The organism is Pseudomonas parafulva (assembly GCF_002021815.1).
Taxonomy (GTDB): Bacteria; Pseudomonadota; Gammaproteobacteria; order Pseudomonadales; family Pseudomonadaceae; genus Aquipseudomonas; species Aquipseudomonas parafulva_B.
The window spans coordinates 1561379-1585384 of the sequence record NZ_CP019952.1; the positions used below are offsets into that span (position 1 = coordinate 1561379).

Below are 24006 nucleotides of genomic sequence, written 5' to 3' on the forward strand. Positions count from 1 at the left end.
ATCCTCTTAGGTAATAACGCCGCGCAGTCTATCAGTTAACACGTCCGGTTGCCCGCCTGCTTGCACGTGGTTGTCGACAAGTCCAGCGTCAGCGCTCGGTGCACACGGCGCATGTGCCTGGCCAGGGCTTGTCGTCGCACTCGCACTTGGGCAGGGGTGAGGTCCTCACTTTCAAGGGCGGCGCAGGCCCGCATCAGCGCTGCCGCTTCCAGCATGCGTGCTGCGCTCAGGATTTTGTGCGCTTGGGCGGCGATGGCCTGTTGATCTTGATCAGGCTTCAGGTCCATCAAGAGCGTGAAGTCTGTCTCCAGGCTTCGTTGCAGCGTCTGCAGGAATCGCAGATGATCAGCCGGGTCATGCCCAACCACCGCGTTGAGTCCATCCAGGCAATAGGGTTTGCGTCGGTTCTTTTTTCGGCGCTGCATGTTCACTGCTGCAAGGTGCTGACTCAGGGTGCTGAGGCTGATGGGTTTGAGCAGGCAATCGTCCATGCCCGAGTCAAGGCATTTGCGCCGTACCTCGGGTTGTGCGTTGGCGGTGTAGCCCAGGATCGTGCAGCGTCTGCGTCCTGTTCGTTGCTCTTCGGCACGTACCGCAGTCGCCAATTGGTAGCCGTTCATGTGGGGCATGTTGCAATCGAGTACCAGCACATCGAAGTCGCCTGCACGCCATGCCGACAGGCCTTCGCGACCGTCCTCAGCCGTCGCGTGCTGCAGCCCGAGGTAACCGAGCTGCTGCGCCATCAGTTGCAGGTTAGCAGGGTGATCGTCGATCACCAGCACTTTGAGGTGAGGGTCGGGTGTCAGCAAGCGTTCGGCAGCTGGTACCGGTGCCGATTGCACTGCAGTGTCGGCCTGTTGCAGCGGCATCTTCACCCGGACTTGTGTGCCCAGGCCTTCCAGGCTCTTGATACTGAGGTCGGCTCCCATCATTTCGCAGAGTGTGCGGCAGATAGTAAGGCCCAACCCGGTGCCGACGCGTGCGCCCTGGCTGTGCGGGTTCGCCTGAACGAACGGATGGAATAGCCGTTCTATGTCGTCCGGGCGGATACCAATGCCACTGTCGCGCACCTCCATGTCTAACAGCGAGCTGGCGCTGTCTTCGTTCTGTAGTAGCTTGGCGTGGATGCGTACCTGCCCGTGCTCGGTGAACTTGATGGCATTGCTCACCAGGTTGGACAGCACTTGCTTGAAACGCAAGGGGTCCAGCAGGACATGACAACGTGCCGCGGGCTCGATGATGACTTCCAGCGCCAGTCCTTTCTGCCTAGCCTGGCCTTCGAATATGCGCCCTACCGACTCGAGCAATTCAGCCAGGTCGACCACTTCAGGGACCAGCGTGAGGTGCCCTGACTCTATGCGCACGATGTCCAGGATATCGCCAATCAAGCCAAGCAGGTCCTTGGCCGAATGGTGGGCCAGCTGAAGGGCGCCGCGATCGACCTGACCCTGTTCGGCGCGCTTGACGGCGAGTTCGAGCATGCCGATGACGGCGTTCATGGGCGTGCGGATTTCATGACTGATGGTGGCCAGGAACGTGCTCTTGGCCCGGTTGGCGTCATCGGCCTGCTGCTTGGCTTGACGCAACTCGTTGACCAGCTGGCGGCGGTCGCTGATATCGATCCATCCGCCAATGATGCCCTGTACCTCGCCCAACGAATCCCGGTAGGGCAGGATCCAGTGGTAGATGGTGATTTCCCGGCCCTTGATGCGCAAGGGACGGTCCATGATCAACGGCGTACCAGCCGCCATCACCTTGGCGTAGTCGTTCTGGATTTGTCGGGTCTGTTCGCAGTCGGCAAACAGGCTGCTCTCCAGTTGCTTGCCCAGGACCTCCTCGGCGCTGGCCTGGACCGCTTCGAGGTAGCTGTAGTTGCAGCTTTGCAGGCAGCCTTCGCGATCACGGACGTACATCGGGTGTGGCGTACCGTTGAGCAATGCGCGCATGAATGCCACCTGATCGTTCAGGGCGCGCTCTGCTTGCTGGCGTTGACGGATCTGCAAACGCAGGCGGGCATTCCATAACAGGGCCAGCAGCAGCAATACCGCCGCACCCAGGGCTACCAATACCGTCAAGCGGCGCACCCCCTCGCCCTTGGCATCTTCGAACAGGGTGAAGCCTCGCCAGCGGTTGTTGATTACCCCCAGCTCTTCAGGTGAAATGCTCGAAAGTGCCTTGTCCAGTATTGAAATGAGGGTTTTGGAGGGGGTACTGGTGGCCATTGCATAACTGGCAGGTTCGCTGCCCACTGTGGTGCGGATGATCAGGTCGGGATTGCTGGCCAAGGCATGGTTGGCGTCGATCAGTGTGGTGATGACCGCATCCACTGCTCCGCTGTTGAGCAGGGCCATGGAGTAGTACGAGCTTTCCGTTTCTATCCAGCCAATTTGCGGGTGGTAGCGCGAGAGCATGGTGTCTAGGGCGCTGTAGCGCGTGATTGCTATCCGCTTCCCACGCAGATCGTCCAGCGAAGTGGCTGCCGCGTTGTCCTTGTGATTGACCAGCACGTAGGTGCTGTCCAGATATGCCTGACTGATCTGCAGATCGTTCTGGTCGATGCCGCCGCTTGCCAGTGCAGCGATCACATCGGCGCGCCCGTCCTTGACCCGGGCAATCATGTCCGCGATGCCACTGGCCCGTTGCACCTCGAAACGCAAGCCCGTACGCAGGCTGATCAGTTCCAGCAGGTCGGCGGTGATGCCGCGGAAATAGCCCGATTTGTCGAAGTAGGACAATGGCGCCGCCGTACCGTCGACAACGACACGCATGACTGGATGACGCTGCAACCACTGCTCTTCGGTACGCGTCAGTCGAAGCTTGCGGTCGGTCAAAAGCAAATCGCTGCCTGCACTCCAGCGTTTGAATATGCTCGAACGCAGGGCGGGGGACTGACTGTCGAGCGCAGCATTGACCAGCGCGAGCAGTACCGTGTCTTGCTTGCGTAGGGCGAAGCCGAAGCCAAATGCTTCATGGTTGCCAAAGCTGGCCATACGCAGCCTTGGCAGGTGCCCGCGGTTGAGTTGATAGTGGGTGGAAATCGTGTCGCCGATGAAGACATCGGCCTGGCCGAACGCCACCGCATTCAAGGCTTCGCTGGATGATCCGAAGGCCAGGACCTTGGCATCGGGATAGACACTGAGTACTTCTTTCCTGGGCAGGTAGTGATACAGCATGCCAAGGCGCATGCCTGCCAGGCCAGTGTCCAGCGCCCGATGTTCGTCCTCTCGCGTGACCAGCACGGGTTGGTCGATGGCGTAGGCGTGCGACAGCACCACGCCTTCATAGTTGGCGTCATAGCCGTTGGCACTGCCTAGCAGATCGATGTCGCCTTGTTTGAGCGCCTGCAGCGCCGCTTGGCGGCTTGGATAGCGCAGCACGCGTACCGGCAGGTCAAGCGCCTTGCCCAGCAGGCTGGCGTACTCTGCGGTAAGGCCTTGGTAGTCGCGCCCCCCACTGCTGATGTCAAAAGGTGGATAATCCGGGGCAGAGGTGCCGACCACCAGTTCGTGGCGAGCATTCAGCCATTGCTGTTGTTCAGGGGTGATCGCAGGCATGGCGGGCCGTGCGGTGGAGCGAGCGACCAGGGACAGCTGGGACGCGCCTTGCTGCCCGGCGTTCGCCAGGTTGCCTGGCAGTGTGGCGACCAGGAGCAGGAGGGCGATAAAACGTGCCATGGAGCCCTCAGACCAGTGCGTTGCGCTTAGCCATGTCGATCAGATCGACCAGCGTGCTGGCTTCGAGTTTGTGCATGAGGCGTTTCTTGTAGGTACTGACCGTCTTGCTGCTTAGAAACATGCCTTTTGCAATCTCCTTGTTGGTTCGCCCTTGTGCGAAAAGTTGAAGAACCATCAATTCCCGATCATTGACGGTACTTAGAAGTTGCAGGTCGTTGTCAACAGGTGCATGAGTCTGCATCGCCTGGCTGGGAAAGTAGTTGTACCCAGCCAAAACCGCCTTGACCGCGCTGAGTAGTTCGCTCAGGTCTTCTTGCTTGCAGACATAGCCCGCTGCCCCTGATTGCATGCAGCGCACTGCGAACAGCGCTGGCGACTGCGCGGTCAGCACCAGGATTTTCTGTGACATTGCCATCGACTGAAACCGTGCCAGTACTTCCAAGCCATCGAGCTTGGGGATGCTGATGTCCAGGATGATCAGGTCTGGATTGGTTTCGCGAATCATCTGCATGGCATCCACGCCGTTGTCCGATTCGCCAGCGATTTTGTAATTCTGATTTTCCAGAAGCATGCGCACTGCCAGCCGGATTACCGGATGGTCGTCGACGATGAATATGGAGTACATGTTCTACTTCCCTGCTATCAATGAGGGTGACAGTTGGCACCTTAACCCAGTTGAAAGCGGCAAGTAATGCGGGGGCGGCTCAATAACCGTATATAGGAAATGGCCTACAAATTTAACAAAAACTACTTACGTACGGTTGCATCAACAAGCAAAGTCAAACCTTGTTTGTTAGCTGATGTTTATGGTTTGAACTTGGTATCCAAGGTTGGTTGAATTGGATGTAAGTCTTTCCTGATTCACCCGTTTGAAAGCGCAGGCCGACAGATTTTCTGCGCATCTTCATGCAGAGCCGGAACGCCCTGTCATCTCCCGTGCCATTTCGCTGGCGTAGCTGTCGGTCATACCGGCTATGAAATCGATCATGCGCAGGAAAGCCTGATAAAGCGAACCATGGGGGTCGGGGGCATTGTTGCCTAGCAGGTCCAATACCCTACGGCTCTTGAACGAGGGAGTGCGCCCCCCATGTTGCTCCAGTGCGGCGCCACAGAAGGTGTTCAACAGGATTTCCAGCGTGGTGTAGGCACCGATTTCGTGAAGCGTCTTGCGCTTGTCCTGAAAAATCTTGTTTCGCGCCATCGCCTTGGCGTGCAGTACGCAACGTTTAGCGGGGCCGTGCATGTGCTCGACAAGATCACCGGTCAAATGGCCGGCGAGCAGTGCATCCTGCTGTTCCACGAAGGCCAGTGCCGCCGCATTGGTCAGGTGTTCGATAGCCTTGCCGCGCAGGATCGCCAACTTGCGGCGCCTCGAGTCACTTGGACCGAGCTGCCTGTAGGTTTCCGGCAGGTCGCTGCCTACCAGATCGAGCAACAGCGTTTCAACTTCAGCGTACTGCAGAAGCTCCATTTCCAGGCCATCTTCCAGGTCGATCAGGCCATAGCAGATGTCATCGGCAGCCTCCATCAAATACACCAGGGGATGCCGTGCCCAGCGCTGATCGTCTACTTGAGGCAGGCCCAGGCGACCTGCAATCTGTTCCAACAGCGGCAATTCGCTCTGGTAACTCCCGAACTTATGCTTTTTATAGCCCAGAGCATCGGCATGACGCGCGCTCCAGGGGTACTTGAGATAGGTTCCCAGGGTGGCATAGGTCAAGCGGGTGCCCCCATCGAACTGGTGGTACTCCAGCTGCGTCAGTACCCGAAAGCCTTGGGCATTGCCTTCGAAATTGAGGAAGTCGGCACGTTCATCATCGCGCATGTCGTCCAGCCAACCACGATTGGCGGCCTGCTGAAACCAATGACGGATGGCATCTTCACCGGAGTGTCCGAAGGGGGGGTTGCCGATGTCATGGGCAAGGCAGGCCGACTGCACCACCATGCCCAAGTCACTCGGATCACACCAGTCGGGCAGGCTTGTACGTAGCGTTTCCCCAACGCGCATGCCAAGGGACCGGCCTACGCAACTCACCTCCAGCGAATGTGTCAGGCGCGTGTGAATGTGATCGTTGCTGGTGAAAGGATGAACTTGCGTCTTGCGCCCCAGGCGACGAAATGCGCCGGAGAAAATGATGCGGTCATGGTCTTTGTGAAACGGGCTGCGTCCCAATTCTTCAGCACTGTACTGAGCTTTGCCCAGGCGTTCGCGGGTGAGCAGGGTATGCCAATCCAAGGCGCAGTCTCCAGAAGGGGTTGCAGCGAAGCATACGCCGCGTCAGTGGTTCTTGTTCGCGAACAACCACTGACGCGGCGTGAGGTGGGGATCACCGGCGACGACGGTTGCTCTGCATGAAGAGCTTGACCAAGGGAATCAGGCTGGCACCTAGACGGACAAGGCGGGGAAGACCACCACTTCGAACGCCCTTGCCTGTCAGAAAGCCCATGGCCACTACCGCCCCTATGCCCCACAAGGGTGCATGCTTGATGCCAAGCCCGGCATGGAGCGAGCTACCCATGCCGCGTATGCGCCGCACAGGCTCGAGCAATTGGCCGGTTTCATGGCGGATTTCCTGGCGGTGCATTTCCATGCGCAGGCGCAGCAGCGCTTTGCGCAGTTCACGCGGATTACGTGTATTGGGCAAGTCAGGCAGGTTCATGGCAGAAGGCGCTCCCGATCTTTGGCCAGTTCCTCAAGCGTGGAGTGGAAGGGCGAGGACTCGTCGAACACCGCGCCTTTTAGGCGCAGCCCACAGTACAGCGCTGCCAGTCCATAGAACACGCACAGACCAATTATGCCGGCCAGGCGATAACTGTCCCAGAGCAGAACAAGCACCAACCCGGAAAGCGCTGTCAACAGCAGCAGCGCGAAAACCAGTGCCAGGCCTGCGAACAGCAACAGGCGCAGGGTTCGTCCTTTCTGCTCCTGCAGTTCGATGCCGAACAGTTCTATATGGCTGTGCAGCAGCCCAAGAACAGCTGCACCGAGCCGCTTGCCGGTGGCACCGGTGCCGATGGCGTCATTGTCCATGAAAACCCCTTAACGACGGTTCGCCAGCAGGCCGATTAACAGGCCAACGCCGGCGGCGATACCAATGGCATGCCAGGGTTTTTCCTGGACATACTGCTCGGCGCTGCCCAGTGCCTCCTGGCTGCGTTCGCGCAATGATTCCTGGGTGACTTCCAGCGCCTCGCGTGCTTGCGCCAGGCGCTCGTGCATCTGTTCGCGCAGCACTTGCGCCTGGTCACCTGCCAGGTTGGCGGTATCGGCCAGCAGCTTCTCCGTGTCGCGGACCAGTGCCTGGAAGTCAGCCATCAGTACATCTTGTGCATGCTTTGCCGAATTGCTGGCCATGTGTCTCTCCCTGTCGGTTGATGTTGGTACTTCGAGTGACGTGGCTACTGGAAGGTTCAAGTCAGCACACTGGTACAGGCTTTGCTTGGTTTATGCATCGTTGCAGGGCGCCCTCTCAACGCGCTGCGCTGCTTCGGGGCGCGTGCCACCCGCCACGCCTAAACATTAACCCAAATTGCCCAGACTGCCAGATTGGGCTCCCGTCCATTCGTGGCAAGTGCCCATAACCGCCTTGCCAGGCACCGAATCGGTGCAGGAAGGGGGTCGACTGAGCATTGTTGGTGCCGCCGACAGGTGCTGCTGCTTCATGGATATGACTTCAAGCGCGATTCAGTCTCAGGTAAACGGTTCAAATACGTTGTTCATCCTGGTAGGCGCCATTCTGGTGCTCGCCATGCATGCCGGCTTCGCGTTTCTTGAGGTCGGCACCGTACGCTACAAAAATCAGGTCAACGCCCTGTCCAAGATTTTGAGCGATTTCGCCGTGTCGGCGATCGCCTATTTCTTCGTCGGCTATTGGGTGGCCTACGGGGTTGCGTTTTTCCAGCCTGCCGCAACCCTGGCGGCCGATAATGGCTACGCCTTGGTCAAGTGCTTTTTCCTCCTGACGTTCGCAGCTGCCATACCGGCGATCATCTCTGGCGGGATTGCGGAGCGAGCGCGCTTTGCACCCCAACTGTGCGCCACGGCATTGATCGTGGCACTGGTGTATCCCTTTTTCGAGGGGATAGTGTGGAATGGCAACTTTGGCGTCCAAGCGTGGTTACAGGTGCATGTCGGTGCGCCGTTCCATGATTTTGCCGGCTCGGTGGTGGTACATGCCATGGGCGGCTGGCTGGCGCTGGCTGCGGTTGTGCTACTGGGCCCCAGACGCGGGCGCTACCGTGAAGGGCGATTGGTCGCGTTCGCGCCCTCGAGCATCCCGTTTCTGGCCTTGGGCTCTTGGATACTGATCATCGGCTGGTTCGGCTTCAATGTGATGAGTGCGCAAACCTTGCAGGGCGTCAGCGGCCTGGTCGCTATAAATTCATTAATGGCCATGGTTGGCGGCACGCTGGCCGCGCTGCTGGTGGGTCGCAACGACCCAGGGTTCCTGCACAACGGCCCGCTGGCAGGGCTGGTCGCCATTTGCGCAGGCTCCGACATCATGCATCCCGTGGGCGCGCTGGCTACGGGCCTGGTGGCCGGAGTTCTGTTCGTGTGGGCATTCACCGCCGCGCAGAACCGTTGGAAGATCGATGATGTTCTGGGTGTGTGGCCCCTACATGGGTTGTGTGGGGTATGGGGCGGAGTCGCCTGCGGTATTTTTGGGCAGGTCTGGATGGGGGGGCTGGGTGGGGTCAGCGTTTACAGCCAACTGCTGGGAAGCCTGGCCGGTGTAGCCGTGGCGCTGGTGGGTGGCCTGGCCGTCTATGGCGTGATCCGCAAGGTACTTGGCTTGCGGCTCAGTCACGAACAAGAGTTCGAGGGGGCAGATTTGTCCTTGCACCGGATAGGCGCTACGAGCCAGGACTGATACTCAAAAGATGCAGACGTCAGTAGGGCGGCATAGAATAACGGCCTGTGCAACTGAGTGAGGATATGTGCCATGTTGCCTGAATGCCAGCTGTTCGGCACCTTGGGTTGTCATTTGTGCGAGGTGGCTGAGGCCATACTGATGCCTTTTGTCGATCATGGATTGCTCGTCGAACTGGTCGACATTGCCGAAAGCGATGCGCTGTTCGAGCATTATGGCCTTGCAATCCCCGTGCTGAGACGTCGCGACAATGCGGCGGAATTGCTTTGGCCTTTCGATGCCGAACAAGTAGCGGCCTTTTTGAGGCACCCAAACCCCTAGTGGAGATTTGACCCTGCTCCACTGCAGAAACATCAATACGATGATCCGATTCAGGCACTGGGCGCAGCCTGAGTGTCGACTCCGCCTTCTGTTATCGGATCTGAACGTCATGTTGCTCACCCCACATTTCACCCTCAACGAAATGACCGTCTCCCAGGTCGCGGCCCGGAACGGTGTCGATAACACGCCTTCCCAGCCGGTCATCGACAATCTTCGTCTGCTGTGCGAAACCCTTGAACAGGTGCGTGCCCTCTGGAACGCGCCGATCATCATCAGCAGTGGATATCGCAGCGAGCAAGTCAACCGGTTGCTCGGCGGCGCCTCCAACAGCCAGCACATGCAGGGGCTCGCCGCTGACTTCACGGTCGTCGAGCGTTCTCCCAGGGACACGGTGCACCGCATCAGCACGAGCCCGATCGCGTTCGATCAGCTCATACTGGAATACGACCGCTGGGTGCACCTGTCTGTAACCCCTGGCATTCCACGCCGACAGGTGCTCACCCTGCGCAAGGGAGGTGGTTACCTCGCGGGTCTGGTATGAGACGGATTGACGGCAACGGAAGGATGTTCGTATGCTGTACATAAATACAGTATCAAGGTGAGCCCATGCTCAACGTCGAGCAATTGAAGTACAGCGTCAACCGGATGCCCGTCGACAGGGTGGCCGATGCTGTCTTGGAGCTGCGGCTTGAAGGCCTGGTCACCGACGACCGCACGCCTTTCGGCAAGGTGCACTTCAACACCTGCTTTGCCGAGGTGGAGGCGCTGTTCCAGCGGGCTGGCTACCACCGGGGGCTGGATGTGGTGGGTTATGAAGGGCTGGTGTATGCGCTGTACGACCCCAGCCGCTGGGAGCCCGTTCAGGTGCTGCGCTGGCTCAAGGCGCGCAGCGAGTCGCTGGCCCAGGCTGGCTGATCGGCGGGGCTTGAAGGATAATACGCCGCCAAGCCAGGTTCCGAGCCCGACGATGACGCCATTCGACCCCGCCCGACTGCAAGCCAGCACGGTATGTCTGCCTCCTGGTCCATGGGCTACGGTGCTCGATTGCTTGTGCGATCACTTCAAGGCCATTGACCGTAGCCAGTGGGTGGACCGTTTTGCCCGGGGACGGGTGCTGGGCGCGGACGGCCAGGCTATTTCGGCCGGTGATCCCTACAAGCGCGGTCTGCGTCTGCACTATTTTCGCGAAGTGCCGAACGAGCGAGTGATTCCCGTGCAGGAAGCGATATTGCATGTGGACGAACACCTGGTGGTAGCTGACAAACCCCATTTTCTGCCGGTCACCCCAGGGGGTGCGTACGTGGAGCAGACCTTGCTGCGCCGTCTCATCCATCGGCTGGACAATCCGCACCTGGTGCCCCTGCACCGCATCGATCGGCACACGGCGGGGCTGGTGCTGTTCTCGGCCAACCCTGAGTCACGCAGCGCTTACCAGCGCTTGTTTCCAGAGCGGCGGATCGAAAAACGCTATCAGGCCATTGCCGCAGCGCTTGGGCAGCATACCTTCCCACTGGTGCACCGCAGCCGCCTGGAACACGGGGAGCCGTTCTTTCGCATGCATGAGGTGCAAGGGCCGGCCAACAGTGAGACGCACGCCCGCGTATTGGAAAAGAACGAGGAGCATTGGCGGTATGAACTCTCGCCCATCACGGGCAAGACGCATCAGCTGCGTGTGCACATGGCTGCTTTGGGAGCAGGCATCAGTAACGACCCGTTCTACCCGGCATTGCTTGATGTAGAGGATGACTATCAACGGCCGCTGAAATTGCTGGCGCAAAGCCTGAGTTTCGATGATCCGTTAACCGGGCAGGCCCGCCGTTTCGAAACCCGTCTGCGGCTTGACTGGTAACGTTGGTCATGCAAAGGGTCGACGATGCCGACCCTCGCGAGTTATCCGATCTAGCGGTTAAAGCGCTCCACCAGTGAATATTGGCTACCGGCCGTGCTGTTGAGGGCCTCACTCAGCACTGCCGAGTGCTGTGCCTGCTCGGCAGTTTGGTCGGCCAGGTCGGCAATGGTGCTGATGTTACGGCTGATCTCGTCGGCCACCGCAGTCTGTTCCTCGGTCGCAGCGGCAATTTGCGTGGCCATGTCGGTGATGTTCGCCACGGCTTCACTGATGCCCACTAGCGCCTCGTCAGCCTGCATGACCCGATCAACACCTTCCTGGGCCTGGCGGTGCCCACTTTCCATGGTCGTCACGGCGTTGCTGGCAGTTTGCTGGAGCTTGGCGATCAGGCCGTGAATCTGCCCGGTCGATTCAGCCGTGCGCTGGGCCAGCTGCCGCACTTCGTCGGCAACCACGGCGAAGCCCCGGCCCATTTCGCCTGCCCGTGCCGCTTCGATGGCGGCGTTCAACGCCAGCAAGTTGGTCTGGTCGGCAATGCCCTTGATGACATCGACCACACCGCCGATCTCGTCGCTGTCCTTGGCCAATTGCGTCACGGTCTGCCCAGTTTCTCCAACTGCGGCTGACAAGCGTTCGATGGCTGCCCGGGTTTCACCGGCAATTTGACGGCCCTGGCCTGTCAAGCGATTGGCCTGCTGGGTCGCATCGGCGGTGCGTTGTACATGGTTGGCCACCTCCTGGGTGGTGGCGGCCATCTGGTTCACTGCGGCAGCGACCTGTTCGGTTTCCACACGCTGGCGCTCTAGGCCTGATGAACTCATATGCGCCAGCTCGTCTGACTGCCGCGCCTGATCGCTCAGGTGCTCGGCGCTGTCCTGCAACCGTGTCAGGCAGGTCTTCATCCGGGCATCCTGGCTGAGCATGGCCATTTCCAGGCGCGCCTGCACGCCACGGCTGTCGGTATACATCTGCGCAATCAGTGGATCGGACGTGGTCTGTTCGGCCAGGCGCAACAAGCGCTTGAGCCCACGTTGTTGCCAGGTCAGGCCGAGCAGGCCCAGGGGGACCGACAACGCTGCCGCCAAGGCAAAACCCCATGAGTGTCCGAGCCAGTTGCCGATGAGGAAGCCTATCTGGCTGATCAGGATGAATGGCAACCAGTCCTGCAACACGGGTAACCAACGATCACGGCGCGGCACAGCAGGCTTGCCTTGGTTGATACGCTGGTACAGGGCCTCGGCCCGGCGAATTTGCTCGGCAGTGGGCTTGACGCGCACCGACTCGAAGCCGACGACCTGATTGTTGTCGAAAATCGGTGTGACGTACGCATTGACCCAGTAGTGGTCACCCGACTTGCAACGGTTTTTGACGATGCCCATCCAGGGCAGCCCCTGCTTGAGGGTCTGCCACATGTGAGCAAACACGGCGGGCGGCACATCAGGATGACGCACCAGGTTGTGCGCTGCGCCCATCAATTCATCGCGGGTGAAGCCACTGATTTCGATGAAGGCATCGTTGCAGTAAGTGATCACGCCTTTGGCATTGGTGGTGGAAATCAACCGCTGCTTGGCAGGGAAAGTCCGTTCTCTCTGGGTAATGGGCTGGTTGTTGCGCATGGCTAGGATGTCCGCAGGGCTTTGGACTGGTATCGGCACGGTGCGCGCTTTATTGAGGGAATATTTCTAGGAATTGACCCATGGCAGTGCATGGCAGATACGGGTGGGCTACTGGCATTTCGCGGTCGGTTCCCACTGCGATTTTCATAGGTACTTTGGTGGAGGGGAGGCTAGCAAGGGCAGATTGGAAGAAGGAGGGTGCCAGCCTGCGCACAGACTGGCACCCGCGCGGGGCCTACGCGGCGATCAACTGACGCAGCACGTAGTGCAGGATTCCACCCGCCTTGAAGTACTCCACTTCATTGAGGGTGTCGATCCGGCAGAGCACGTCGATCTGCTCCTTCGTGCCGTCTTCGCGGAGGATGGTCAGTGCCAGGCTCATGCCCGGCACAATGGCAGCCCCCTCCAGGCCAGTGATATCGATCTGCTCTCTACCCGTCAGGCCGAGTTGTTTACGGTCCTGGCCTGCCTTGAACTGCAACGGCAGCACGCCCATGCCAACCAGATTGGAGCGGTGAATACGCTCGAAGCTTTCGGCCAGCACTGCCTTCACGCCAAGTAAATTCGTGCCCTTGGCAGCCCAGTCGCGGCTGGAGCCTGTGCCGTATTCCTGGCCGGCGATCACCACCAGGGGCGTGCCTTGCTGCTGGTAGCGCATGGCGGCGTCGTAGATCGAGAGTTTCTCGCCGCTTGGCACATGCACGGTATTGCCGCCTTCTTCGCCTGCAAGCATCTCGTTGCGGATGCGAATATTGGCGAACGTACCGCGCATCATGACTTCATGGTTGCCGCGCCTTGACCCGTAGGAATTGAAATCGCGAGGCTCCACACCCTTCTCGCGCAGATAGCGACCCGCAGGGCTATCGGCCTTGATATTGCCGGCCGGAGAGATATGGTCCGTTGTGACCGAGTCGCCCAGCAACGCCAGGATGCGGGCGTTGTGGATATCGGTGATCCGAGGCGCCGGTCCTTCGAGACCTTCGAAGAAAGGGGGGTGCTGAATATAGGTCGAGTCTTCTTGCCATACATACGTGGCAGCCTCTGGCACTTCGATAGCCTGCCACTGCTCGTCGCCCGCGAACACTTCGGCATATTCCTTGTGGAACATGGCCGTGCTTACCTTGGCCACAGCCTCGGCGACTTCTTGCTGGCTAGGCCATATGTCCTTCAGATAGACCGGCTGCCCGTGCTTGTCGGTGCCCAATGGATCCTGGGTCAGGTCGACTTTCACGCTACCAGCCAGTGCATAAGCCACGACCAGAGGCGGTGAGGCGAGCCAGTTGGTCTTGACCAGTGGATGCACGCGTCCTTCGAAGTTACGGTTGCCGGACAACACCGAGGCGACGGTCAGGTCGGCGCTGCTGATGGCGTTTTCGATAGGCTCGTCCAAGGGGCCTGAGTTGCCGATACAGGTGGTGCAGCCATAACCGACGAGATCAAACCCGAGCTCGTCGAGGTAGGGCGTGAGACCCGCCGCCTCGAAGTATTCGGTGACCACCTTGGACCCCGGTGCCAGCGAGCTTTTCACCCATGGCTTGCGCTGCAAACCTTTCTCGAGGGCTTTCTTGGCCACAAGGCCGGCCGCCATCATCACACTGGGGTTGGAGGTGTTGGTGCAGGAGGTGATAGCCGCAATGACCACGGCGCCGTCGCGCAGGGTGTGGGTCTGGCCTTGGTGACTGTAGTCGGCTTCGCCCGCCTGATCGGCATTGCCCACGGCAACGCCACCCCCGCCCTCGCTCTCAAGCCTGCCGACTTCCTTGGCGGCAGGTTTGGGTTGCAGCTCGACGAACTGTTCGAACGCCTGCTTGACCTGGGCTAGGGCAACCCGGTCTTGCGGACGTTTGGGGCCGGCCAGGCTGGACTCAACCTCATTCATGTCCAGCGCCAGCGTGTCGCTGAAGATGGGCTCCTGCCCAGGCAGGCGCCACAACCCCTGAGCCTTGCAGTAGGCCTCGACCAGTTGCACGGTTGCTTCAGGTCGACCCGACAGGCGCAGGTAATCCAGCGTCACTTGATCGACGGGGAAGAAGCCACAGGTTGCGCCGTACTCCGGAGCCATGTTGGCAATGGTGGCGCGGTCAGCCAAGGGCAGTTCGGCCAGACCGTCGCCATAGAACTCCACGAACTTACCTACCACGCCTTTCTTGCGCAGCATCTGGGTGACCGTCAGCACAAGATCGGTGGCTGTGATGCCTTCGCGCAGCTTGCCCGTGAGCTTGAAGCCGATGACCTGTGGGATCAGCATCGACACAGGCTGGCCAAGCATGGCGGCCTCCGCTTCGATGCCCCCCACGCCCCAGCCCAGCACGCCCAGCCCGTTGATCATGGTGGTGTGGGAGTCGGTGCCGACCAGCGTGTCCGGGAAGGCATAGGTGCGGCCGTCGGCTTCGCGGGTCCACACGGTACGCCCCAGGTATTCGAGGTTCACCTGGTGGCAGATGCCAGTGCCAGGCGGTACCACACTGAAGTTATCGAAGGCACTCTGGCCCCAACGCAGGAACGCATAGCGCTCGCCGTTGCGTTGCATCTCAATGTCGACGTTCTCGCCAAAGGCCTGCGGTGTCCCATATCGATCGACCATCACGGAGTGGTCGATCACCAGGTCCACAGGCGAGAGCGGGTTGATGCGCTGGGGATCGCCGCCAGCCTTGGCCATGGCCGCGCGCATGGCGGCGAGGTCCACCACGGCTGGCACGCCGGTGAAGTCTTGCATCAGTACACGCGCGGGACGGTACTGGATTTCGCGGTCCGAGCGCTTTTCAACGAGCCACTGGGCCAGTGCCTGCAGGTCTTCGCCGGTAACGGTCTTGCCGTCCTCCCAGCGCAGCAGGTTCTCCAGCAGCACCTTGAGCGACATGGGCAATTGCTGCAGGTCCCCGAGCTGCCGAGCAGCTTTCGGAAGGCTGAAGTAGTGATAGGTATTGTCACCGACATCGAGCGACGTGAGGGTATTCAGGCTATCGAGCGAGGGCATTGCCAACTCCTTCTGAGCCGGTGCCCCGGCAACGTCTCTAAGGGCTGCCGGTGGCACCGCTGTGTACAGGCCCGCACGGCACGGGTCCGACTGAATGGTCAGGTTAGTCCTGTTTGCCTGACCTGACCCTTTTCTGGACCAGCGGGGCATGTCCCAGGTTCCGATCTTCCTTTATCATCGCCGCCCTGCCGGCGCCTGTGTCGCGCCAGCCGTCGTGGAGTGAGAGATGGAAACCCTGTTCATGCATTGCCGGCCCGGCTTCGAGGGTGAGGTGTGCGCCGAAATCAGTGAACATGCCGCCCGCCTGGGGATTGCCGGCTATGCCAAAGGCAAGCCTGGCAGCGCCAGCGCCGAGTTCGTCTGCAGCGAGCAAGGCGGTGCCGAGCGCTTGATGCAGGCAGTGCGGTTCAACCAGCTGATTTTCCCAAGGCAGTGGGCGCGTGGCGCGTTCATCGAGTTGCCCGAGAGCGATCGTATCAGCGTGTTGTTGGCGCACCTTGCCGACCAGCCGGTGTTCGGCAGCCTGTGGCTGGAGGTGCTCGACAGCAACGAGGGCAAGGAACTGTCGACGTTCTGCCGCAAGTTCGAAGCACCATTGCGCAAGGCGTTGGAGAAGGCCGGTCGCCTGGTGGATGACCCGAATCGCCCACGACTGCTGTTGACGTTCATCAGTGGCCGCCGGGTGTTTGTCGGGCAGGCTTTTGCTGACAACAGTGCCTTATGGCCGATGGGCATTCCCCGCCTGAAATTCCCGCGTGAAGCGCCCAGTCGCTCGACCTTGAAGCTGGAGGAGGCCTGGCATCAGTTCATCCCACGCGAGCAGTGGGAGCAGCGGCTGGGCGATGACATGACCGGTGTCGACCTGGGGGCCTCACCGGGTGGGTGGACGTATCAGTTGGTACGGCGGGGCATGTTGGTGACCGCCATCGACAATGGTCCGATGGCCGAGAGCCTGATGGACACAGGGCTTGTCCAGCATTTGATGGCCGATGGCTTTACCTGGCAGCCCAGGCACCCGGTGGATTGGATGGTGTGCGACATCGTCGAGAAACCGGCGCGCACCACGGCCTTGATCGAGACGTGGTTGGGGGAGGGGTTGTGCCGCGAGGCGGTGGTGAACCTGAAGCTGCCGATGAAGCAGCGGTATGCTGAGGTACGGCGGTTGCTCGATCGCATGGAGGCGACATTCAAGGCCCGGAAGGTGAGGGTGCTGATTGCGTGCAAGCAGCTGTATCACGATCGTGAAGAAGTGACGTGTCATTTGCGGCGGGTTGATTTGAAGGGGCGGTGAGGGTCTAACGAGGCCGAGCCAGGCGTGGCCTGTACTGCTTTGCGCTGAATCGGCCGCGATGCTCGAAATCAGGCCAAATCGATCCGTTGCCGTTGCCGTTGCCGTTGCCGTTGCCGTTGCCGTTGCCGTTGCCGTTGCTTTGGCTTTTGCTTCTAAGCGCGCGGTAGCACAGACGCCGCAGATCGCGACTTCAGGAGGCCGAGCGCAGGGCTTGCGGAGGGAGGTGACAGGCATGGATGCCTGTCAAGCGCTGGGCCCCAGGAGGGGGCCTGCAGCGCGGTCCTCCCGGGAGCAAGCCCGGAGCGAGGGAACCCCGGAGCGCAGCGTAGGGGCCGGATGATAGGAGCAGGCGGTTTTTGCTTACTTTTTGACAAGACAAAAAGTGAGCCGCCGTAAGGGCGGAAAGGTGACTGTGCGCCACCCGCGCCAATGAATACCAACTTGCTATGTGCGCCCGCGCTTTCAAGTTTCAAGTTTCAAGTTTCAAGTTTCAAGTTTTAAGTTTTAAGTTTTAAGTTTTAAGTTTTAAGTTTTAAGTTTTAAGTTTTAAGTTTTAAGTTTGATTGCGTTGGTGTGGGTGTCGAAAGAGAGCATAGTCCATTTGCGATGGCGACGCTTAATCACCTTTTCGCCCTTACGGCGAGTCACTTTTTGTCAAACGCGACAAAAATTAACCAAAAAACGCTGCGCTCCATTCATACGGCCCCTACGCTGCGCTTCGGGGTTCCCTCACTCCGGTCTTGCTCCCGGGAGGACCGCGCTGTAGGCCCCATCCTGGGGCCCAGCGCTTGACAGGCATCCATGCCTGTCACCTCCCTCCGCAAGACCTGCGTTCGGCCTTCTGAAGTCGCGAAGATCAAGATCAAGATCAAGATCAAGATCAAGATCAAGATCAAGATCAAGATCAAGATCAAGATCAAGATCAAGGTCAAGATCAACAGCAACAGCAACAGCAACAGCAACAGCAACAGCAACAGCAACAGCAACAGCAACAGCAACAGCAATAGCAACAGCAACAGCAACAGCAATAGCAACAGTAATAGGCATCGAGCATCTTATCCTGGCCGATACCACGAGCTGGAATGTCATGGTTATGTATTATAAAAAGAAAGGATGGTATGAACTAGCAATGCCACACAACTTGCATCTTATGGAGATTGGCAACCTGTCTCATTTGTATGCGGAAATTTGCCTTGCACCGCACTCAAAAGCCAACGGATTCCGGGTAGAGACGGTCTTGCCGGTACGGCGCCCCTGAACCAGCGGGCCCCACAACAGCCCCACTTGGCCCGCATCCCTCGAATGCGCCACAATACCCATCATTTGCGGAGCCCTTCATGACCGACCTCACCCCTGATGCCACCCTCGACGCCACCGGCCTCAATTGCCCAGAGCCGGTGATGATGCTGCACCAACACGTGCGCGCCCTCGCCGCCGGCGGCCTGCTGAAAGTCATCGCCACCGACCCCTCGACCCAACGCGACATCCCCAAGTTCTGTACCTTCCTGGGCCACCAACTGCTGGAACAACAGGAAGCCGCCGGCACCTTCCTCTACTGGATCCGCAAGAAAGCCGACTGAGCCTCTCTGGAACACGCTCCGCGTTGAGCCTACACTGCGTTCCCCAGACAGGAGAGCGCCATGCTGATAGTTGCCGACGAAAACATCCCTTTGCTCGATGCCTTCTTCCAAGGGTTTGGCGAGATTCGTCGCTATCCTGGGCGTAGCCTCGACGCCGCCAGCGTCCGGGAGGCCGACATCCTGCTGGTCCGCTCCGTGACCAAGGTCGATCGGCAACTGCTAGAAGGCAGTCGCGTGCGGTTCGTGGGTACCTGCACCATCGGCACCGATCACCTCGATCTCGACTACTTCGAACAAGCGGGTATCCGCTGGAGCAGTGCACCCGGTTGCAACGCCCGGGGTGTGGTGGACTATGTGCTGGGCAGCCTGCTGACCCTCGCTGACCTTGAGGGTGCATCACTGCCCGAGCGCGTCTACGGCGTGGTGGGTGCAGGCGAAGTAGGTGGGCGGCTGGTGGGCGTGCTACGCGCCCTGGGGTGGAAGGTGATGGTCTGCGATCCATTGCGCCAGGCCGCCGAAGGCGGTGACTACGTCGAGCTCGATACCCTGCTGCAAGCCTGCGATGTCATCAGCCTGCACACACCCCTCGAACGCGGTGGCCGGTACCCGACCTGGCACCTGCTAGGCCCTACAGAACTGGCGAAACTGCGCCCCGGCGCCTGGCTGATCAACGCCAGTCGAGGGGCAGTGGTGGATAATGGCGCATTACGCACGCTCCTGCAGCAGCGCGATGACCTGCACGCGGTGCTGGACGTGTGGGAAGGCGAGCCCCAGGTCGATCTGCGGTTGGCCGACCTGTGTACCGTCGCCACCCCCCACATCGCCGGCTATAGCCTCGATGGCCGTCAGCGTGGCACCGCCCAGATCTATCGCGCCTTGTGTCAACACCTGGGCGTGGATGAGCGCATTCAACTGGCCGACCTGTTGCCGCGCCCGCCAGTCGCGCAGATTGAGTTGGACGCTGAGGCCGATCTGCAATGGGCACTGGCCATGCTATGCCGCGCCGTCTACGATCCGCGCCGCGATGATGCCGATTTGCGCCGCAGCCTGAGCGAAGACGCGCAGCAGCAACGTGCGGCTTTCGACCTATTGCGCAAACACTATCCGCCACGCCGTGAAATCGAAGGGCTATCCGTGCGCATCCGTGGTAACTCGCCCCAGCTTGCGCAGCTGATTGACGCTATCGGAGCAAAAAGGGTCTGACGCTCGGGGTTGCCCCAGGGCAAAGCAGCACGCATAAAAAACCCGACGCTTGCGCCGGGTCAGGAATAAGGTGATCAGTTTTTCTGCGAGCGCTCGACCCGGCTTTCTTCCAAGGCCTTGCAGGCCTGCTGGATCATCTGCTCGGTGATCGGTACCTCCCGCCCTTGGGCGTCGATTAGCGCGCCGCTTGCCTGGGGGGACGGTGCGTGACGAGGCGTGTGGTGTTCGCGGTCATGGTGCAAGCTCATGCAGGGTCTCCTCTTCAGATGACGTCTGGTATCAACCTTGCGCCTGGCAGATCGTCGACGCGGGTGCGGCGCAACCTGAGGCTGGGCCATAGTCCACCAGAGATGGCGAACAAGTGCCAGAGCGCGGTTAGAACAATAGGCTATAGCCGCGCCAGACAGTTCCGTACTGCGGCATGAATGGTAGGCTGCATGTTCCGCCTTCGAGAGCAGATCCATGGCCTCTACAACTCCGCGCCCCAGCCGCGCTTTGCGCCTTGGTTGGCATTTTCTTCGCCCATATCGGCGGCGCCTGGTGCTGGCCTTGCTGGCACTGGTGGTGACTGCCGGCATTACCCTGTCCATGGGGCAAGGCATCCGCCTGCTGGTGGATCAGGGGTTCATGACCGGTTCCGTCCATCAGCTCAACCAGACCCTTGGCCTCTTCCTGCTGCTGGTGCTGGCCTTGGCGGTAGGGACCTTCAGTCGGTTCTACCTCGTCTCCTGGATAGGTGAGCGGTGCGTGGCGGACATTCGCCGCGCCGTTTTTGACCATCTGCTCGAGCTTCATCCGGGTTTTTTCGAAGACAACCGCAGCTCGGAAATACAGTCTCGGTTGACGGCCGACACCACATTGCTGCAATCGGTGATTGGCTCTTCCCTGTCCATGTGCCTGCGTAATGCGCTGATGGTGGTGGGGGGTGTGGTCTTGCTGTTCATCACCAACCCGAAACTGACCAGCATCGTGGTCGTGGCATTGCCGGTGGTGCTGGCCCCGATCCTGCTGTTCGGTCGTCGTGTGCGCAGCCTCTCCCGCCAGAGCCAGGACCGGGTGGCAGATGTGGGTAGCTATGTGGCCGAAACCCTGGGCCAGATCAAGACCGTGCAGGCCTACACTCATCAAGCCCACGACCGGGCACTGTTCGCCGAGACGGTGGAGTCGGCATTTGCAGTGGCCCGCCAGCGCATTACGCAGCGGGCCTGGCTGATTACCGTGGTGATTGTGCTGGTGCTAGGCGCTATCGGCGCAATGCTGTGGGTCGGCGGCCTGGACGTTATCGCCGGGCGTATGTCGGGGGGTGAGTTGGCGGCGTTCGTGTTCTACAGCCTGGTAGTGGGCAGTGCGTTCGGTACACTCAGCGAGGTGATTGGCGAGCTCCAGCGTGCTGCTGGAGCAGCAGAGCGCATAGCCGAATTACTGGCTGCGCAAAGCCAGATTCTGGCGCCGTCCAGTGCGCGGCTGCTGACGGGAGGTCGTGCACGGGGCTGCCTGACGTTGCAGCGCGTGGTGTTTGCCTATCCCTCGCGACCCGAGCACAAGGCTATCGATGACCTGAGCCTGGCCATCCAGGCAGGCCAGACGCTTGCATTGGTCGGTCCCTCCGGTGCGGGTAAATCCACCCTGTTCGACCTGCTTCTGCGGTTCTATGACCCTCAGCACGGGCAGATTCTGCTCGATGACCACCCCATCGACCAACTCGACCCCGACCACCTTCGCCAGCAGTTTGCATGGGTCGCACAGCAACCGGCACTGTTTCGAGGTACGGTGGCGGACAACATTGCCTACGGACGCCCTGGCGCTTGCCTGACCGACATCGAAGCAGCCGCGCGCGCAGCCCATGCCGACGGGTTCATACGCCAGTTGCCGCAGGGCTACCAGACTTGCCTGGGGGAGGGCGGGGTGGGTTTATCCGGTGGGCAGCGCCAACGGTTGGCGATTGCCCGTGCGTTGCTGGTGGATGCCCCGATCCTGCTGCTTGACGAGGCGACCAGCGCGCTCGACGCTCACAGTGAGCACCTGATCCAGCAAGCTTTGCCGCGCCTGATGGCGGGGCGGACAACGGTGGTGATCGCGCACCGTTTGGCCACGGTACAACACGCCGACCGCATTGCCGTGGTCGACCAAGGCAAAGTAGTCGCCACTGGGACCCACAGTGAGCTGATTGAAGCCAGCCCGTTGTATGCACGGCTGGCAGCGCTGCAATTTACGTCCGCTTGAAAGGCTGGCCCGCTGGTGCGCGATGCAGGTATGAGCCTGAGTCGTGAACAACAAAAAACCCGCACAAGGCGGGTTTTTTGAAGGACTTGGTCGGAGAGACAGGATTCGAACCTGCGGCCTTCTCGTCCCGAACGAGACGCGCTACCTGGCTGCGCTACACTCCGATGAACAAAATCCTACTGCATCCGAAATTTGCCCGCAAGTCCTTGTAAAAGAACGAAGCTTTGGCCAACTCGGATGGGCTATCAGAGTTCTTTGACGGTGCGAATCTGGTCTTTATTCAGACGCATGCGCTTGCCATCGAGCTGCTCGAACTCGTAGAAGCCGGAATCTTCATCATAGGACGGCTTGTCCACCGCCTGGATTTCGCGACCGTCGTTCAAGGTGATGACGGTTGGGGTCGAGCAACCGGCCAGGGTAGCCAGGCCCAGGGCGAGCATAAAGGCGGGAAGGGTCCGTTTGATCATCGTGTTTCTCCAGTGCGATGGTGCAAGATGACTGTTAAGACGCGGGACGTTAGTGCAAGTTCCTTGCGCGTGCAGCATAACGGCATTCGCTCGGCGCGATCCAGTGAAGACAGCGCTCCTCACGCCGGCGGGGGTGCGCTGTGATATAACTGCCGTCATTGCCATTACCAGTGACCGATACCTATGAAAGCCTCGGCAGACACCCCGTTCGTTCCTCTCAATATCGCCGTGCTCACGGTCAGCGATACCCGCACGTTCGACAACGACACATCGGGCCAGGTCTTCGTAGACCGGCTGACAGCGGCGGGCCACCGGCTCGCCCAACGCGTACTGCTCAAGGATGATCTCTACAAGATCCGCGCCCAGGTCGCGACCTGGATCGCCGATGACACCGTGCAGGTGGTGCTCATTACTGGCGGTACCGGTTTTACCGGACGTGACAGTACGCCTGAGGCGGTTACTTGCCTGCTCGACAAGCAGGTCGACGGCTTTGGCGAGCTGTTCAGGCAGATCTCCGTGGCGGATATCGGTACCTCGACCGTGCAATCGCGGGCACTGGCAGGGTTGGCCAACGGTACCCTGGTGTGTTGCCTGCCCGGCTCGACCAATGCGGTGCGCACCGGTTGGGACGGTATCCTGGCCGAACAGCTCGATGCACGGCACCGTCCCTGCAATTTCGTCGCCCATCTGAAGCAGGCGGCGGCCTGTGAAAGCCGTGGCTGAGGCCGTGCAGCCCAGGCCACTGATGCCGGTGGAACAGGCCCTCGAGCAATTGCTGGCCTTGGCAGATGCTGCGCCGATTCGCGACATCGAGCGCGTGGCGTTGGCCGAGGCACAAGGCCGAGTGCTGGCCACTGCCCTGGTGGCTTCGCTCGATCTGCCGCCTTGGCCCAACAGCGCAATGGACGGCTATGCCCTGCGCCGGGCCGACTGGCAGGGGGCGCCGCTGCCGGTCAGCCAGAGAATCTTTGCCGGCCACGCACCTGGCCCACTGCAGCCTGGCACCTGTGCGCGGATCTTCACGGGTGCACCGGTTCCCGAAGGCGCCGACTGCGTGGAGATGCAGGAAAACACCCAGGTTCAGGCCAATGGCCATGTGCAGTTTCTGCACCCCCTCAAGGCGCTGCAGAACATTCGCCCGCAAGGACAGGAAACCCGCAAGGGTGAGCAGGTGCTCGACGCCGGCACGCGTCTTGGGCCAATCGAGTTGGGCTTGGCCGCCACCCTGGGTCATGGTCAGCTCGATGTGGTACGCAGGGTGCGGGTGGCAGTGCTGTCGACTGGGGATGAACTGGTCGAGCCAGGGCTGCCGCTGGGGCCTGGGCAAATCTACAACAGCAATCGTCGCTTGCTGGTGAGTTGGTTGCAGCGCCTGGGATGCGACGTCACCGACGCCGGTATCCTGCCTGATGACTTGGCCCGTACCCGCGCGAGCCTGGCTCAGTTGCAAGGGGTGGACCTGATCCTCTCGACAGGTGGCGTCTCGGTGGGCGAGGCCGATTATCTGGGCGCGGCCCTGCGCGAGGCCGGTGAGCTGGCCTTGTGGAAACTGGCGATCAAACCCGGCAAACCGTTGACCTTCGGCCACTTCCAGGGCGTGCCAGTGATCGGCCTGCCCGGTAACCCGGCCTCTACCCTGGTGACCTTCGGCCTGCTGGCGCGCCCCTACTTGTTGCGTCGTCAGGGTGTGATCGATGTCGCCCCGCTGCGTGTGTGCCTGCCCGCCGGTTTCGATTGGCCCAAAGCTGGGTCACGGCGTGAGTATCTGCGTGCGCGCATCGAGCAGGGCAAGGTATGCCTTTACCCTAACCAGAGCTCTGGCGTGTTGCGCAGCGCAGTGTGGGCCGATGGGCTGGTCGAGGTGCAGGAGGGCACTACGCCTGGTCAAGGTGACCTCGTACCCTTCATTCCCTTCAGTGACCTACTCGGTTGAC

The 24006-nt window shown here is 60.4% G+C and carries 22 protein-coding genes and 1 tRNA gene; 11 read left to right on the plus strand and 12 right to left on the minus strand.

Features of this window, described 5'->3' with window-relative positions; genetic code table 11:
* Window positions 1–35: 35 nt before the first annotated feature.
* From B2J77_RS06980 to B2J77_RS07005, 6 genes are all read right to left on the minus strand, one after another.
* Window positions 36–3674: an ATP-binding protein gene (locus B2J77_RS06980; RefSeq protein WP_078478254.1), complete on the minus strand. Its 3639-nt coding sequence runs from the start codon at window positions 3672–3674 to the stop codon at window positions 36–38.
* Between the two features lie 7 nt (window positions 3675–3681).
* Window positions 3682–4299, minus strand: a complete 618-nt coding sequence (locus B2J77_RS06985; protein ID WP_058604528.1) for a response regulator transcription factor — start codon at window positions 4297–4299, stop codon at window positions 3682–3684.
* A 279-nt stretch (window positions 4300–4578) separates the two neighbouring features.
* A complete protein-coding gene (locus B2J77_RS06990) occupies window positions 4579–5910 on the minus strand; it encodes a deoxyguanosinetriphosphate triphosphohydrolase (RefSeq protein WP_078478255.1) in 1332 nt (443 codons plus the stop codon).
* A gap of 91 nt (window positions 5911–6001) precedes the next feature.
* Window positions 6002–6334, minus strand: a complete 333-nt coding sequence (locus B2J77_RS06995; protein WP_027916551.1) for a hypothetical protein — start codon at window positions 6332–6334, stop codon at window positions 6002–6004.
* Entirely contained in the window at window positions 6331–6705 is a 375-nt protein-coding gene (locus B2J77_RS07000) for a phage holin family protein (RefSeq protein ID WP_058604530.1), read from the minus strand. The genes B2J77_RS06995 and B2J77_RS07000 overlap by 4 nt, the downstream gene beginning before the upstream one ends.
* Before the next feature lie 9 nt (window positions 6706–6714).
* Window positions 6715–7029, minus strand: a complete 315-nt coding sequence (locus tag B2J77_RS07005; protein ID WP_078478256.1) for a DUF883 family protein — start codon at window positions 7027–7029, stop codon at window positions 6715–6717.
* Window positions 7030–7336: 307 nt separating this feature from the next.
* Here B2J77_RS07005 and B2J77_RS07010 point away from each other — a divergent pair, with 307 nt between their 5' ends.
* From B2J77_RS07010 to B2J77_RS07030, 5 genes are all read left to right on the plus strand, one after another.
* Complete coding sequence (locus B2J77_RS07010) at window positions 7337–8545, plus strand: ammonium transporter (protein ID WP_078478257.1); 1209 nt, start codon at window positions 7337–7339, stop codon at window positions 8543–8545.
* 72 nt (window positions 8546–8617) lie between these two features.
* Window positions 8618–8866, plus strand: a complete 249-nt coding sequence (locus tag B2J77_RS07015) for a glutaredoxin family protein (RefSeq protein WP_078478258.1) — start codon at window positions 8618–8620, stop codon at window positions 8864–8866.
* A 109-nt stretch (window positions 8867–8975) separates the two neighbouring features.
* Window positions 8976–9407, plus strand: coding sequence for a D-Ala-D-Ala carboxypeptidase family metallohydrolase (locus B2J77_RS07020; RefSeq protein WP_078478259.1), 432 nt, complete (start codon window positions 8976–8978; stop codon window positions 9405–9407).
* A 65-nt stretch (window positions 9408–9472) separates the two neighbouring features.
* Window positions 9473–9781: a hypothetical protein gene (locus tag B2J77_RS07025; protein WP_058639849.1), complete on the plus strand. Its 309-nt coding sequence runs from the start codon at window positions 9473–9475 to the stop codon at window positions 9779–9781.
* A 52-nt stretch (window positions 9782–9833) separates the two neighbouring features.
* Window positions 9834–10715, plus strand: coding sequence for a pseudouridine synthase (locus B2J77_RS07030; protein ID WP_078478260.1), 882 nt, complete (start codon window positions 9834–9836; stop codon window positions 10713–10715).
* A gap of 50 nt (window positions 10716–10765) precedes the next feature.
* On the opposite strand, the gene B2J77_RS07035 is transcribed toward B2J77_RS07030, so the two are convergent.
* Together B2J77_RS07035 and acnA are read right to left on the minus strand one after the other, a co-directional pair.
* On the minus strand, window positions 10766–12331 hold the full coding sequence (locus tag B2J77_RS07035) for a methyl-accepting chemotaxis protein (RefSeq protein WP_058604537.1): 1566 nt from the start codon (window positions 12329–12331) through the stop codon (window positions 10766–10768).
* Between the two features lie 235 nt (window positions 12332–12566).
* Entirely contained in the window at window positions 12567–15308 is a 2742-nt protein-coding gene (gene acnA, locus B2J77_RS07040) for an aconitate hydratase AcnA (RefSeq protein ID WP_078478261.1), read from the minus strand.
* A gap of 226 nt (window positions 15309–15534) precedes the next feature.
* On the opposite strand from acnA, the gene rlmM reads away from it, so the two are divergent.
* On the plus strand, window positions 15535–16599 hold the full coding sequence (rlmM, locus tag B2J77_RS07045) for a 23S rRNA (cytidine(2498)-2'-O)-methyltransferase RlmM (RefSeq protein WP_058639852.1): 1065 nt from the start codon (window positions 15535–15537) through the stop codon (window positions 16597–16599).
* 729 nt (window positions 16600–17328) lie between these two features.
* On the opposite strand, the gene B2J77_RS21450 is transcribed toward rlmM, so the two are convergent.
* The gene (locus B2J77_RS21450) at window positions 17329–17646 is read right to left on the minus strand and encodes a hypothetical protein (protein WP_194286098.1); all 318 of its coding nucleotides are present in this window, start codon (window positions 17644–17646) and stop codon (window positions 17329–17331) included.
* Window positions 17647–17936: 290 nt separating this feature from the next.
* Here B2J77_RS21450 and tusA point away from each other — a divergent pair, with 290 nt between their 5' ends.
* Both tusA and pdxB read left to right on the plus strand, forming a co-directional pair.
* Complete coding sequence (gene tusA, locus B2J77_RS07055; RefSeq protein ID WP_058605718.1) at window positions 17937–18179, plus strand: sulfurtransferase TusA; 243 nt, start codon at window positions 17937–17939, stop codon at window positions 18177–18179.
* A 60-nt stretch (window positions 18180–18239) separates the two neighbouring features.
* Window positions 18240–19382: a 4-phosphoerythronate dehydrogenase PdxB gene (gene pdxB / locus B2J77_RS07060; protein ID WP_078478262.1), complete on the plus strand. Its 1143-nt coding sequence runs from the start codon at window positions 18240–18242 to the stop codon at window positions 19380–19382.
* Window positions 19383–19456: 74 nt separating this feature from the next.
* On the opposite strand, the gene B2J77_RS21455 is transcribed toward pdxB, so the two are convergent.
* Window positions 19457–19630 carry a PA1571 family protein gene (locus B2J77_RS21455; RefSeq protein WP_165919263.1) on the minus strand — a complete coding sequence of 58 codons (174 nt, stop codon included), beginning with the start codon at window positions 19628–19630 and terminating at the stop codon, window positions 19457–19459.
* 214 nt (window positions 19631–19844) lie between these two features.
* On the opposite strand from B2J77_RS21455, the gene B2J77_RS07065 reads away from it, so the two are divergent.
* Window positions 19845–21605: an ABC transporter transmembrane domain-containing protein gene (locus tag B2J77_RS07065; RefSeq protein ID WP_078478263.1), complete on the plus strand. Its 1761-nt coding sequence runs from the start codon at window positions 19845–19847 to the stop codon at window positions 21603–21605.
* A gap of 87 nt (window positions 21606–21692) precedes the next feature.
* On the opposite strand, the gene B2J77_RS07070 is transcribed toward B2J77_RS07065, so the two are convergent.
* Both B2J77_RS07070 and B2J77_RS07075 read right to left on the minus strand, forming a co-directional pair.
* Window positions 21693–21769, minus strand: a tRNA-Pro gene (locus tag B2J77_RS07070).
* Between the two features lie 81 nt (window positions 21770–21850).
* Complete coding sequence (locus B2J77_RS07075; protein WP_058639670.1) at window positions 21851–22072, minus strand: YgdI/YgdR family lipoprotein; 222 nt, start codon at window positions 22070–22072, stop codon at window positions 21851–21853.
* A 183-nt stretch (window positions 22073–22255) separates the two neighbouring features.
* On the opposite strand from B2J77_RS07075, the gene moaB reads away from it, so the two are divergent.
* Entirely contained in the window at window positions 22256–22795 is a 540-nt protein-coding gene (moaB, locus tag B2J77_RS07080; RefSeq protein WP_058639669.1) for a molybdenum cofactor biosynthesis protein B, read from the plus strand.
* The gene (gene glp / locus B2J77_RS07085; RefSeq protein WP_058639668.1) at window positions 22779–24005 is read left to right on the plus strand and encodes a gephyrin-like molybdotransferase Glp; all 1227 of its coding nucleotides are present in this window, start codon (window positions 22779–22781) and stop codon (window positions 24003–24005) included. The genes moaB and glp overlap by 17 nt, the downstream gene beginning before the upstream one ends.
* The last annotated feature ends 1 nt before the right edge of the window (window position 24006 follow it).

Excerpts from the sequence above, each read along its gene's own strand:
- B2J77_RS06980 (WP_078478254.1), bottom strand. The coding sequence starts at position 3,674 with ATGGCACGTTTTATCGCCCTCCTGCTCCTGGTCGCCACACTGCCAGGC.
- B2J77_RS06985 (WP_058604528.1), bottom strand. The coding sequence starts at position 4,299 with ATGTACTCCATATTCATCGTCGACGACCATCCGGTAATCCGGCTGGCA.
- B2J77_RS06995 (WP_027916551.1), bottom strand. The coding sequence starts at position 6,334 with ATGAACCTGCCTGACTTGCCCAATACACGTAATCCGCGTGAACTGCGC.
- B2J77_RS07000 (WP_058604530.1), bottom strand. The coding sequence starts at position 6,705 with ATGGACAATGACGCCATCGGCACCGGTGCCACCGGCAAGCGGCTCGGT.
- B2J77_RS07005 (WP_078478256.1), bottom strand. The coding sequence starts at position 7,029 with ATGGCCAGCAATTCGGCAAAGCATGCACAAGATGTACTGATGGCTGAC.
- B2J77_RS07010 (WP_078478257.1), top strand. The coding sequence starts at position 7,337 with ATGGATATGACTTCAAGCGCGATTCAGTCTCAGGTAAACGGTTCAAAT.
- B2J77_RS07015 (WP_078478258.1), top strand. The coding sequence starts at position 8,618 with ATGTTGCCTGAATGCCAGCTGTTCGGCACCTTGGGTTGTCATTTGTGC.
- B2J77_RS07020 (WP_078478259.1), top strand. The coding sequence starts at position 8,976 with ATGTTGCTCACCCCACATTTCACCCTCAACGAAATGACCGTCTCCCAG.
- B2J77_RS07025 (WP_058639849.1), top strand. The coding sequence starts at position 9,473 with ATGCTCAACGTCGAGCAATTGAAGTACAGCGTCAACCGGATGCCCGTC.
- B2J77_RS07030 (WP_078478260.1), top strand. The coding sequence starts at position 9,834 with ATGACGCCATTCGACCCCGCCCGACTGCAAGCCAGCACGGTATGTCTG.
- B2J77_RS07035 (WP_058604537.1), bottom strand. The coding sequence starts at position 12,331 with ATGCGCAACAACCAGCCCATTACCCAGAGAGAACGGACTTTCCCTGCC.
- acnA (WP_078478261.1), bottom strand. The coding sequence starts at position 15,308 with ATGCCCTCGCTCGATAGCCTGAATACCCTCACGTCGCTCGATGTCGGT.
- rlmM (WP_058639852.1), top strand. The coding sequence starts at position 15,535 with ATGGAAACCCTGTTCATGCATTGCCGGCCCGGCTTCGAGGGTGAGGTG.
- B2J77_RS21450 (WP_194286098.1), bottom strand. The coding sequence starts at position 17,646 with ATGCCTATTACTGTTGCTATTGCTGTTGCTGTTGCTGTTGCTATTGCT.
- tusA (WP_058605718.1), top strand. The coding sequence starts at position 17,937 with ATGACCGACCTCACCCCTGATGCCACCCTCGACGCCACCGGCCTCAAT.
- pdxB (WP_078478262.1), top strand. The coding sequence starts at position 18,240 with ATGCTGATAGTTGCCGACGAAAACATCCCTTTGCTCGATGCCTTCTTC.
- B2J77_RS21455 (WP_165919263.1), bottom strand. The coding sequence starts at position 19,630 with ATGAGCTTGCACCATGACCGCGAACACCACACGCCTCGTCACGCACCG.
- B2J77_RS07065 (WP_078478263.1), top strand. The coding sequence starts at position 19,845 with ATGGCCTCTACAACTCCGCGCCCCAGCCGCGCTTTGCGCCTTGGTTGG.
- B2J77_RS07075 (WP_058639670.1), bottom strand. The coding sequence starts at position 22,072 with ATGATCAAACGGACCCTTCCCGCCTTTATGCTCGCCCTGGGCCTGGCT.
- moaB (WP_058639669.1), top strand. The coding sequence starts at position 22,256 with ATGAAAGCCTCGGCAGACACCCCGTTCGTTCCTCTCAATATCGCCGTG.